12 protein-coding genes are annotated in these 10663 nt (G+C 64.2%); 8 read left to right on the top strand and 4 right to left on the bottom strand.

All coding sequences use genetic code 11. From position 1 onward, the window contains the following. Window positions 1–707 (top strand): ribose-phosphate pyrophosphokinase (locus tag EOD07_RS09560; protein ID WP_164772144.1); only part of this gene is annotated, 707 nt, incomplete at its 5' end. On the opposite strand, the gene EOD07_RS09555 is transcribed toward EOD07_RS09560, so the two are convergent. Together EOD07_RS09555 and EOD07_RS09550 are read right to left on the bottom strand one after the other, a co-directional pair. Continuing rightward, entirely contained in the window at window positions 708–1274 is a 567-nt protein-coding gene (locus EOD07_RS09555; RefSeq protein ID WP_127235247.1) for a dihydrofolate reductase family protein, read from the bottom strand. Between the two features lie 125 nt (window positions 1275–1399). Next, window positions 1400–2269: a helix-turn-helix transcriptional regulator gene (locus tag EOD07_RS09550; RefSeq protein WP_127235246.1), complete on the bottom strand. Its 870-nt coding sequence runs from the start codon at window positions 2267–2269 to the stop codon at window positions 1400–1402. Between the two features lie 163 nt (window positions 2270–2432). Between EOD07_RS09550 and EOD07_RS09545 the strand changes: the two genes are divergently transcribed. Continuing rightward, the gene (locus tag EOD07_RS09545; RefSeq protein ID WP_164772143.1) at window positions 2433–3662 is read left to right on the top strand and encodes an MFS transporter; all 1230 of its coding nucleotides are present in this window, start codon (window positions 2433–2435) and stop codon (window positions 3660–3662) included. 79 nt (window positions 3663–3741) lie between these two features. On the opposite strand, the gene EOD07_RS09540 is transcribed toward EOD07_RS09545, so the two are convergent. Then, a complete protein-coding gene (locus EOD07_RS09540; protein ID WP_127235245.1) occupies window positions 3742–4614 on the bottom strand; it encodes an alpha/beta hydrolase in 873 nt (290 codons plus the stop codon). Window positions 4615–4763: 149 nt separating this feature from the next. Here EOD07_RS09540 and EOD07_RS09535 point away from each other — a divergent pair, with 149 nt between their 5' ends. Further along, window positions 4764–5207: a MarR family transcriptional regulator gene (locus tag EOD07_RS09535; protein ID WP_127235248.1), complete on the top strand. Its 444-nt coding sequence runs from the start codon at window positions 4764–4766 to the stop codon at window positions 5205–5207. A gap of 52 nt (window positions 5208–5259) precedes the next feature. Here the strand turns inward: EOD07_RS09535 and EOD07_RS09530 are convergent, their stop codons facing one another. Beyond that, window positions 5260–5904, bottom strand: coding sequence for a glutathione S-transferase family protein (locus EOD07_RS09530; RefSeq protein WP_127235244.1), 645 nt, complete (start codon window positions 5902–5904; stop codon window positions 5260–5262). Window positions 5905–6254: 350 nt separating this feature from the next. Here EOD07_RS09530 and EOD07_RS09525 point away from each other — a divergent pair, with 350 nt between their 5' ends. The 5 genes from EOD07_RS09525 to EOD07_RS09505 form a co-directional block, all read left to right on the top strand. Next, window positions 6255–6899: a 50S ribosomal protein L25/general stress protein Ctc gene (locus tag EOD07_RS09525; protein WP_127235243.1), complete on the top strand. Its 645-nt coding sequence runs from the start codon at window positions 6255–6257 to the stop codon at window positions 6897–6899. Window positions 6900–6922: 23 nt separating this feature from the next. Further along, window positions 6923–7645 (top strand): aminoacyl-tRNA hydrolase, encoded by a 723-nt coding sequence (pth, locus tag EOD07_RS09520; RefSeq protein ID WP_127235242.1) that lies wholly within the window; start codon window positions 6923–6925, stop codon window positions 7643–7645. Between the two features lie 81 nt (window positions 7646–7726). Continuing rightward, window positions 7727–8479 carry a tetratricopeptide repeat protein gene (locus EOD07_RS09515; protein WP_127235241.1) on the top strand — a complete coding sequence of 251 codons (753 nt, stop codon included), beginning with the start codon at window positions 7727–7729 and terminating at the stop codon, window positions 8477–8479. 118 nt (window positions 8480–8597) lie between these two features. Next, a complete protein-coding gene (ychF, locus tag EOD07_RS09510; RefSeq protein WP_127235240.1) occupies window positions 8598–9701 on the top strand; it encodes a redox-regulated ATPase YchF in 1104 nt (367 codons plus the stop codon). A gap of 19 nt (window positions 9702–9720) precedes the next feature. Next, on the top strand, window positions 9721–10663 hold a 943-nt coding region (locus EOD07_RS09505), incomplete at its 3' end, for a magnesium transporter CorA family protein (RefSeq protein ID WP_127235239.1).

Genomic DNA, 10663 nt, shown 5'->3' with positions numbered 1-10663 from the left:
CCTCGGCGCGACGCATCACGGCGGTCATCCCCTATTTCGGCTACGCGAGGCAGGACCGCCGCGCCTCCGGCCGCACGCCGATCTCGGCCAAGCTCGTCGCCAACATGATCACCCGCGCCGGCGCCAACCGCGTGCTGACTCTCGACCTGCATGCCGGCCAGATCCAGGGCTTCTTCGACATCCCGACCGATAATCTGTTCTCGGTGCCGGTGATGGCCCGCGACGTGAAAGCCAAATACAAGCAGCTCGGCAATGTCGTCGTCGTGTCGCCCGACATCGGCGGCGTGGTGCGGGCGCGCGCGCTGGCCAAACGTTTCGACGCGCAGCTCGCCATCGTCGACAAACGCCGCGAGCGTCCGGGCGAATCGGAAGTCATGAACATCATCGGCGCCGTCGCCGGCAAGGATTGCCTCTTGATCGACGACATCGTCGATTCCGGCGGCACGCTCTGCAACGCGGCCGACGCGCTGCTCGCCAACGGCGCGACCTCCGTCACCGCCTACATCACCCATGGCGTGCTCTCCGGCGGCGCCGTCGCCCGCATCGCCGGCTCGAAGCTGCAGGAGCTGGTGATCACCGATTCGATCCAGCCGACGCAGGGCGTGCTCGATGCGCCGAACATCCGCGTCATTTCGATCGCCGATCTGATGGGCGAAGCGATCTCGCGCACGGCGACCGAGGAATCGGTGTCGAGCCTGTTCGATTGATCAGAAACTGGCTACTCCGGGCGCGTAGCGCAGCAGCGTGACCCCTTGCGCAAGGCGCTCGGTGCCGAGCGGCTTCAGCGCCAGCGACAGGCCGGACCGGAAGTACGGCTTGCCGCCGCCCAGCACGACCGGATGCATGTAAAGCCGGTATTCGTCGATCAGGCCCGCGCGGACAAGATGGGCAGCCAACTCGGCGCCGGCGACGGAAATCTCGCCGTCCGTGTCCGCCTTGAGCGACCTTGCAACCGCCTCGACATCACCTCTCACTAGACGGGCATTCGGCCCAACCTCCCGAAGCGTGGTCGAAAATACGACCTTCGGCGTCTCCCGCCAGGCATGCGCAAAATCCCGCTCGACCTCCTCGGCGGCGATCTCCCGCTCCGGGCTGTCCCAGAAACGCATGGTTTCATACATCCTGCGCCCGCAAAGCGCGATCGACGTCCGTCGCATCTCGTCGTTGAAATGCCGGTGCAATTCCTCTTCCGGAACCGGCAGGTCAATACTTCCACTCGGCCCGGCGATGTAGCCGTCCAGCGATGTCAGCATGGCATAGACGATCGTTGCCACCAGCGTCCCTCCGATTTTGCCTCATCACAAAGAGGAACATAACCGATTGCAATTTGCAATCGGTATTTGGCAAACGGAACCCAGACTGAGAACCGACACATCAACTCAATGCTGACGGCGCTGTCTCACGCGGCGATCGGACCACCTGTGCGGCGCGGGTTTTCACCGACATCGCGCGCGCCGCGCATATAGCCGCGCGGCGAGGTCCCGAGCATGCGCTTGAACATGGTCGTGAAGGCCGGCACGCTGTCATAGCCGAGATCGAGCGCCACCCTGGTGATCGGCTCGCCATCGGCGAGCCTGGGCAGCGCCGCGAACAGGCAGGCCTGCTGGCGCCAGGTCGACAGCGACAGTCCGGTCTGGCGGTGGAAGGCGCGGGTGAAGGACCGCCGGCTCATGCCTGAGGCATCCGCCCATTCGTCGATCGTCGCACGCGGCGACGGGGCCGCGACGAAGCGCCGGCAGAGTGCTGCAAGCTTCGGATCGGACGGGAAAGGCAGGCCGAGCGGCCGTTCCGGCAGGTTCGGGATCTCATGCAGCAGAAGACCCATGACGAGGGCGGCGCGCCCTTCGAGCTCGCTCCCCTGCGGCAGCTTCTCCGATTCGACGATCAGGCTGTGCATCAGCTCGGTGATGCCGACGACGCGCAGGCCCTCCGGCAGGCCGGGAATGGCGTCCGGCATGACATAGACCGACCGCATGGAGACGTCGCCCAGCATCTCGACGGAATGCTCGGTGCCGGCCGGTATCCACATCGCGTGGTCGGGCGGCACCATCCAGCGCCCGTGCCTGGTCGTCACCAGCACCACGCCGACCAGCGCGTGCAGCAACTGGCTGCGGCTGTGGCGGTGCCGCGGCACGTGGTAGCCGTCCGGATATTCTGTCGGCAGCGCCACCGCCGGCCCGACGGCCTGTTCCAGCCATTGCCAGCGGCTTTCATGCAGCCGGCCGAGCTCGGCGGCGTCGCCCTTGAATATCTCCTTGCCATGCGGCATCGATGTGGCCCACTTGCGAAACTATTGGACCAAACCACGAAAGAAGTCGCTTGGCAACGGGCCTATAAGGCCGGCTGCGGTTCGCCGCCTAGAGCATGATCCCGAAAAGTGGAAACCGGTTTTCGGAAAAGATCATGCTCCAACAAGACTACGGAGCATTGCCTTGACCGATACGACCGCCACCTCCGTCGCCGCACCGGCGCCGGCAAGCAACATCTCGGCGCAAGCGACGGCCTTCACCGTCATTCTTGCGGTGAGCTTCTGCCACTGCGTCAACGACATCATGCAGTCGCTGCTTTCGGCGATCTATCCGCTGCTCAAGGACAATTACGGTCTCGATTTCTGGCAGATCGGCCTTCTGACCTTCACCTTCCAGGTGACGGCTTCGCTGCTGCAGCCGGTGATCGGCATGATCACCGACAAGAAGCCGATGCCCTACTCCTTGCCCTGGGGCATGGCCTCGTCGCTGGTCGGCCTGGTGGTGCTCGCTCATGCCGGCCATTACTGGCTGCTTTTGATCGGCGCCTCGCTGATCGGCATCGGCTCGGCGATCTTCCATCCGGAATCCTCGCGCATCGCCCGTTTTGCTTCCGGCGGCCGCTTCGGCCTGGCGCAGTCGCTGTTCCAGGTCGGCGGCAATTTCGGCCAGGCGATGGGCCCGCTGCTCGCCGCCTTCATCGTCGTGCCGTTCGGCCAGACCAGCATTTCCTGGTTCGCCGTCGGCTCGCTGATCGGCATCGTCGTCTTGTGGCGGGTCGGCGGCTGGTACAGCCGGCTGCGCGCCGCGATGGCCACCCGCAAGCAGGCTGCCCATGTCTCGCCCTTCGCGCGCAAGAAGGTCATGTGGGCGCTGGCCGTGCTGACGCTGCTGGTGCTGACCAAGAACGCCTATATCGCCTCGCTCTCCAGCTACTACACCTTCTACGCCATCCATAAGTTCGGCGTTTCGGTGCAGACGAGCCAGGTGATGCTGTTCCTGTTCCTCGGCGCCTCGGCGCTGGGTATCCTGCTCGGCGGACCGTTCGGCGACCGCTATGGACAGAAGGCGATGATCTGGTTCTCGATCGTCGGCGTGCTGCCCTTCACGCTGGCGCTGCCCTACGCCAATCTGGAATGGACGATGGTGCTCACCGTGCTGATCGGCCTGATCCTGTCGTCGGCCTTCTCCAACATCGTCGTCTTCGCGCAGGAGCTGGTTCCGGGCCGCGTCGGCATGATCGCCGGCATCTTCTTCGGCTTCGCCTTCGGCATGGGCGGCATCGCCGCCGCGGTGCTCGGCGTCGTCGCCGACATGAAGGGCATCGACTTCGTCTACCAGATCTGCTCGTATTTGCCCTTCCTCGGCCTGCTGACGGTCTTCCTGCCCAACATGAAGGAAGCGCGGATGGCCTGATTGCCCAGCCACCTCGAACGACTTCCAAGGATCAAGGCACCCGCCGCTTGGCGGGTGCCTTCGTGTTTGACGACCGGCCTCAGGCCTTGAAGAAGGCCAGGAGGTCGGCGTTGATGACGTCCGCGTGGGTCGTTGCCATGCCGTGCGGAAAACCCTTGTAGACCTTGAGCTCGCCCTTCTTGAGCAGCTTGATCGAGATGAGCGCGGAGTCCGCGATCGGCACGATCTGGTCGTCGTCGCCATGCATGACCAGCACCGGCACGTCGATTGTCTTCAGGTCTTCGGTGAAGTCGGTTTCCGAGAAGGCCTTGATGCAGTCGTAATGCGCCTTGGCGCCGCCCATTATGCCCTGGCGCCACCAATTGTCGATGACGCCTTCGGAAACCTGCGCGCCGGGACGGTTGAAGCCGTAGAACGGTCCGGCCGGCACGTCATGGAAGAACTGGGCGCGATTGGCCGACAGCGCCGCGCGGAAACCGTCGAACACCTCGATCGGCAAGCCGCCCGGATTGGCGGGCGTCTTCAACATGATTGGCGGCACCGCGCCGATCAGCACTGCCTTGGCGACGCGGCCCGCGCCGCCATATTGCGCGACATAGCGCGCCACCTCGCCGCCGCCCGTCGAATGACCGACATGGATGGCGTCCTTGAGGTCGAGATGCGCGGCGAGCGCCGCCACGTCGGCGGCATAGGTGTCCATCTCATTACCTGTGTCGGTCTGGCTGGAACGGCCATGGCCGCGTCGGTCATGCGCGATGACGCGGTAACCCTTCGACAGGAAGAACAGCATCTGGGCGTCCCAGTCGTCGCTGCTCAGCGGCCAGCCATGGTGGAAGACGATCGGCTGGCCCGTCCCCCAATCCTTATAGAAGATCTGCGTTCCGTCCTTGGTGGTGATCGTGCCGCTGCCCGAGCCCGGCTTGGTCTGCCCTGACGTGGTCTGCAAGCTCATCTCAATCTCCTTCAGTTGATATCACGATAAACAATATCGCGATAATTATATGCGTAACGGAGATCGAAAGCCTTGTCCATGGAAATATGTATCGCGATATCATTTTTCGTGGTACACAACAGATGCTCAGTCGGCAAAAGGAATGCGCCGTGCCTCTCCCGTTGGACAATCAGCTCTGCTTCACGCTCTATGCCACCTCGATGGCGATCAACCGCACCTACAAGCCGATGCTGGACGAGATGGGCATCACCTATCCGCAATATCTCGTGCTCAATGCGCTGGGAGAGGCGGACGGCATGTCGGTGGGCAGCATCGCGCACCGGCTCGCTTTGGAATCGAGCACCATCACCCCGCTGGTGAAGCGAATGGAGCAGGCTGGCCTTGTCACCCGGCAGCGCAGCCAGACCGACGAGCGCCAGGTGCAGGTCGATCTGACCCCCAGCGGACGGGCCCTGCTCGTCCAGTGCAACTGCCTGAACGAGACGCTGATCGAGCGCTCAGGCATGAAATTGGCTGAACTCGATGCCTTGAACCGGCAAATCCAGGCATTGCGCGATGCGCTGAACGGCGGCCAGGCCAACGACGACGCCTAGAACAATTCCAGCAAAAGTGTGAGCGGTTTCCGTCCGGAATCGCGAGCCGCGGTCACGCCTCGATCTTCACCGGCGGCAGCGGCGGCGCGTCCAGACCCTGGAACGGGTCACGCCAGGCATCGATCGCTTTCAGTTGGCCGTACCAGCGGCGGATCGACGGATAGTCGTCGAGCGGCAATCCGGCGACGTCGTTGAACGGCAGGAACGTCGCCATGCGGAAATCCGCATAGGAGATCGAATTGCCGACCAGCCACTCCCGCGCGGAAAGCTCGGGCTCGAGCACTGCCGCGGCCTTATGGAACTGCCTCAGCCCCTCCTCGACCAGCGCCCGATCGATGGGACCCAACCCATAGCGCTGCTTGGTGCCGCGCTCGAAATGCACCATGTCGCAGGCGAAGGCGAACCGCTCCTTGCCCCAGCTGATCCAGCGGATCATGTCCGGCTCGTCGTCCCCGCTGCGCCAGAAATCCGAACGCATCTCTCGCGAAAGCCGGCAGGCGATGGCGTCCGCCTCCCACAGGCTCCATCCCGCGCCGACCAATATCGGCAAGGTCAGGTTGGGATTGAGCGCACGGTAGCGCTCGGCCTGCCCGGGTGTCATCGGCGATGCGAACTCGAACGCGATCTTGGCCTTGAGATAGCGTGCCGTCGCGACCGCCAGGCGAGGATTGGGATTGCGGCTGAACAGGAGTTTCATATTGGTCCCTTGGGGTCTGGTTGCATGCCGCAGGACGGCTGAGAACCGCCCGATCCTACATTGTTGCAAACGGGACTTCCGGTTATGCTTTCGTCGCTGGAAACCGTCCCCGCCAAGCCTTCCGGCCCAAGCGCTTGCGCCCTTGCCCGCCTTCGGCTATAGAGCCGCCACCCGCGTAGACACCCTTGGAGGCAACGCGGAGGAAGGCCGGCAAGGCCCCGCATGATCCCCAGACGCATTTGGATCGCCAAACGCATCGGACAGATCGTGCAAGGCCGCGACGGCTTTCGACGTTTACGGTTGGCCTCGTGCTTGCCGCAAGCGCTCCACAACACGCGAAAGGAAATGCCATGAGCCACGATGCTTACGAGCTCAAGGCCGAAGCGCGCGAACAGGTCGGTAAGGGGTCCGCCCGTGCAGTTCGCCGCGACGGTAAAGTGCCTGCAGTTATTTACGGCGACAAGCAGCCTCCCCTGGCTATTGCGCTCAACTACAAGGATATCTTCTACAAGATCCATGGCGGCGGGTTCCTGACCACGGTCGCCACGATCGATGTCGACGGCAAGAAGATCCAGGTCCTGCCGAAGGATTTCCAGCTCGACCCGGTCAAGGATTTCCCTGTCCATGTCGACTTCCTGCGCATCGGCAAGGACACCGAGGTCAATGTCGACGTGCCTGTCCACTTCATCAATGAGGACAAGTCGCCCGGCATCAAGCGCGGCGGCGTGCTCAACATCGTTCGCCACGAAGTCGAGTTCCACTGCCCGGCCAACGCGATCCCGGACTTCATCACCGTCGATCTCGCCGGCACCGACATCGGCGACTCGATCCACATCTCGGCGGTCAAGCTGCCGGCCGGCGTCAAGCCGGTCATCTCCGATCGCGACTTCACCATCGCGACCATTGCCGGCTCCGCGGCGATGAAGCCGGAGACGGAGGAGACCACCGAGGCAGCGGCGGCCGAGACGGCGGCCCCGGCGGCCGAAGAGAAGTAATTTCTCCAGCTCCGGAGGCGACGATGCTTGTCTTTGCAGGCCTCGGCAATCCGGGCGCGAAATACGAAAACAACCGGCACAATGTCGGCTTCATGGCGGCGGACGCGATTGCCCGCCGCCATTCCTTTTCGCCCTGGTCGAGAAAATTCCAGGGCCTGATCTGCGAAGGCACGCTCGGCGGCGAGAAAATCCTGCTGATCAAGCCGCAGACCTTCATGAACCTGTCCGGACAGTCGGTCGGCGAAGCGCTGCGCTTCTACAAACTCGAACCGGCCGCGCTTACCGTTTTCTACGACGAGATCGACCTTGCCGCCGGCAAGCTCAGGGTGAAGGTGGGCGGCGGCTCCGGCGGCCACAACGGCATCCGCTCGCTCGACCAGCATGTCGGCAACGCCTATCGCCGGGTGCGCATCGGCGTCGGCCATCCCGGCGTCAAGGAGATGGTGCACGGCCATGTGCTTGGCGATTTCGCCAAGGCGGACCGTGAGTGGCTCGATGTCCTGCTGGACGCAATCGCCGACGACGCCGCGCTGCTCGCCAAGGGCGACGACAGCTCGTTCATGAACCGCGTCACTATCGCCTTGCGTGAAAAACTCGTGCCGACCGGCGACGACGACCGCCCGCCGCCCAAGCCGCCGAAGCAGCAAAGCCATGTCCGCCAGGCGCGCCCGCAGCAGCCGGCGGCAAAAATTCCCGAAAGCGGTCCGATGGCCGCCATGCTGAAGAAGCTGTTCGGAAAAGACTAAAGAGCGCGGCCGCGCGGCACCGCTCAGCGGGATTGCGTCTTACGGCACCGACATCGCTCCGGGGCCACAAGTGAGGTCAGCATGGCGGACAGTGTCTCGGATCTGGCGGGACGCGCCAGAAAACTCGGCCTGGCTGGGGACTTCGTCTCGGGTCACGCGCTGATCGACCAAGCCGGGCGTCTGGCCGGCGACGATCCGGAAGCCCGTGCGATCTGCGCTCTCGAACGCGGCCGCCTCCACAATTCCGCCGGTGAACGCGAAAGCGCGCGGCCGCTGTTCGGCGAAGCCTGGCGACTGGCGCGGCAGGCCGGAGCCCATGCATTGGCCGTGGACGCCGCGCATATGCTGGCGATCGTTGGAACGCTTGACGGCGCCGTTGAATGGACCGCGACCGCCTTCGCCTATATCGGCGAGCATCCGGAGGCCGGACCCTGGCGTGCACCGCTGCTCAACAATCTCGGCTGGTCCTACTTCGATGCCGGCCGGTTCGCTGACGCTCTGGCTCTGTTCGAGCAGGCCGTCGACTTGCGCCGCTCGGCCGGCGAGAAACGCGAACAGCGCATCGCGCGCTACGCCGTGATCAGGACGTTGCGCGCGCTGGGACGCCTGGAAGAAGCCCGGCGACTTGCCGAAGAAACAGCCGCCGCGGCAGTCGCCGAGGGCGCCCAGGCGCCTTATGTGCTGGAGGAACTGGCCGAATGCCGCGCTCTTCTGGGCGACTTGGACGGCGCCCGCGACAGCGCGCGGCAGGCACTGGCGGTGCTGGAGCAAGACCAGGCCTTCGTTGGTGGCGAACCGGTGCGCCTCGCCAGACTTCGCCGGCTTGCGCGATGATCCCGCGATAACCAGATTAGCCGCCATGAGGCGGCCCGGCCGATCGGGGCTTGACGTTCGTCATCCCTATCGCCCATAGCCCTCACCAAAATCGAAATTCCGACAGGACTGGACGAACATGGGTTTCAAATGTGGCATCGTTGGCTTGCCCAACGTCGGCAAGTCGACGCTGTTCAACGCGCTGACCAGGACGGCCGCCGCGCAGGCCGCTAATTATCCTTTCTGCACCATCGAGCCGAACACCGGCGAGGTGGCGGTGCCGGATCCGCGCCTGCGGAAGATCGCGGCGATCGGCAAGTCGAAGGAGATCATCCCGACCCGCATCTCCTTCGTCGACATCGCCGGCCTGGTGCGCGGCGCCTCCAAGGGCGAAGGGCTGGGCAACCAGTTCCTCGCCAACATCCGCGAGGTCGACGCCATCGTGCATGTGCTGCGCTGTTTCGAGGATGACGATATCACCCATGTCGAGGGCCGCATCGATCCGGTGACCGACGCCGAGACGGTCGAGACCGAGCTGATGCTCGCGGACCTAGAAAGCCTCGAGCGCCGCATCGTCCAGATCCGCAAGCGCGCCGCCGGCAAGGACAAGGAAGCCATGGCCGTGCTGCCGATGATGGAGGCCGCGCTCGAATTGCTGCAGGCCGGCAAGCCGACGCGCTTCCTGCTCAACGGCATTGGCGCTGACGATCTGCGCATCCTGCAGGGGCTGAACCTGCTGACCTCGCATCCCGTTCTCTATGTCTGCAACGTCGCCGAGGCGGACGCCGCCACCGGCAACGAGCACACCAAGGCGGTGGAGAAGATGGCGGCCGCCCAGGGCGCCGGCACGGTGGTGATCTCGGCGGCGATCGAGGCGGAAGTCGCCCAGCTTTCCGACGAGGAGGAAATGGAGTTCCTGGCTTCGATCGGCCTCGACGAGCCGGGCCTCAACAAGGTGATCCGCGCCGGCTACGAGCTCCTGCATCTGATCACCTACTTCACCGTCGGGCCGAAGGAGACGCGCGCCTGGACGATCCACAAGGGCGATAAGGCGCCGCAGGCTGCCGGCGTCATCCACACCGACTTCGAACGCGGCTTCATCCGCGCCCAGACCATCTCCTACAACGACTTCGTCACGCTGGGCGGCGAAGTGGCCGCCAAGGAAGCCGGCAAGGCGCGCGACGAAGGCAAGGAGTATGTCGTCCAGGACGGCGACATCATGCTGTTCAAGTTCAACACCTGATCCCCAGGGAGACCCGGCGATGATGAAAACCTTCGTCGTGGACAATGACCGCCTGCGCCTCACCGAGGATCTTGCGGCGGACAGCGACAGGGTGGTCTGGGCCGACCTCTTCAATCCGACCAAGGAGGAAGAGGCGCGCATCGAGAGCTGGCTGGGCATTGCTATCCCGACGCGCGAGGAGATGGAGGAGATCGAGATTTCGAGCCGCCTCTATGTCGAGGACGGCGGCTACTTCATGACCGCCGTGCTGCCGGCGCAGACCGAGGCCGACGATCCCTTGATGTCGCCGGTGACCTTCGCGCTTGCCGGCAACCGGCTGATCACCATCCGCTACCACGAACCCAAGGCCTTCAAGACCTTCCCGCTGCACGCCGAGAAAGTGGCAACCGGCTGCACCAGCGGCGACACCATCCTGATCGGCTTGCTGGAAGCGATCGTCGACCGCCTGGCCGACATTCTCGAGCGCGCCGGCCGCGACGTCGAAGCGATCTCGCGCGACATCTTCGAGGCGCGCTCGACCAAGGCATCGAAGCGCAACCGCGATTTCCAGGAACTCCTGAAAGGCATCGGCCGCAAGGAGGATCTCGCTTCTTCGGTTCGCGACAGCCTGATCTCGCTGCAGCGCCTGGCCGGCTTTCTCGCCCATGTCGCGGGCCAGACCAAGATGAGCAAGGATGTGCGCGCCCGCATCAAGACCCTCTCGCGCGACGTGCTCTCGCTCGCCGACCACGCCACCTTCCTGTCGCAGAAGATCTCCTTCCTGCTCGATGCCACGCTCGGCATGATCTCGATCGAGCAGAACGCCATCATCAAGATCTTCTCGGTCGCCGCCGTCATCTTCTTGCCGCCGACGCTGGTCGCCTCGATCTACGGCATGAATTTCGACATCATCCCCGAGCTCAAATGGGAACTCGGCTACCCCTTCGCCATCGGCCTGATGGTGATCTCGGCCATCCTTCCCT

It is taken from the genome of Mesorhizobium sp. M2C.T.Ca.TU.002.02.1.1 (assembly GCF_003997225.1).
This window is presented reverse-complemented; position numbering and strand designations above follow the sequence as displayed.

Bases quoted from the DNA above. Each gene is read 5' to 3' on its own strand.
- EOD07_RS09515 (WP_127235241.1), top strand. From the start codon at position 7,727: ATGGCGGACAGTGTCTCGGATCTGGCGGGACGCGCCAGAAAACTCGGC.
- EOD07_RS09530 (WP_127235244.1), bottom strand. From the start codon at position 5,904: ATGAAACTCCTGTTCAGCCGCAATCCCAATCCTCGCCTGGCGGTCGCG.
- EOD07_RS09550 (WP_127235246.1), bottom strand. From the start codon at position 2,269: ATGCCGCATGGCAAGGAGATATTCAAGGGCGACGCCGCCGAGCTCGGC.
- ychF (WP_127235240.1), top strand. From the start codon at position 8,598: ATGGGTTTCAAATGTGGCATCGTTGGCTTGCCCAACGTCGGCAAGTCG.
- EOD07_RS09540 (WP_127235245.1), bottom strand. From the start codon at position 4,614: ATGAGCTTGCAGACCACGTCAGGGCAGACCAAGCCGGGCTCGGGCAGC.
- pth (WP_127235242.1), top strand. From the start codon at position 6,923: ATGCTTGTCTTTGCAGGCCTCGGCAATCCGGGCGCGAAATACGAAAAC.
- EOD07_RS09525 (WP_127235243.1), top strand. From the start codon at position 6,255: ATGAGCCACGATGCTTACGAGCTCAAGGCCGAAGCGCGCGAACAGGTC.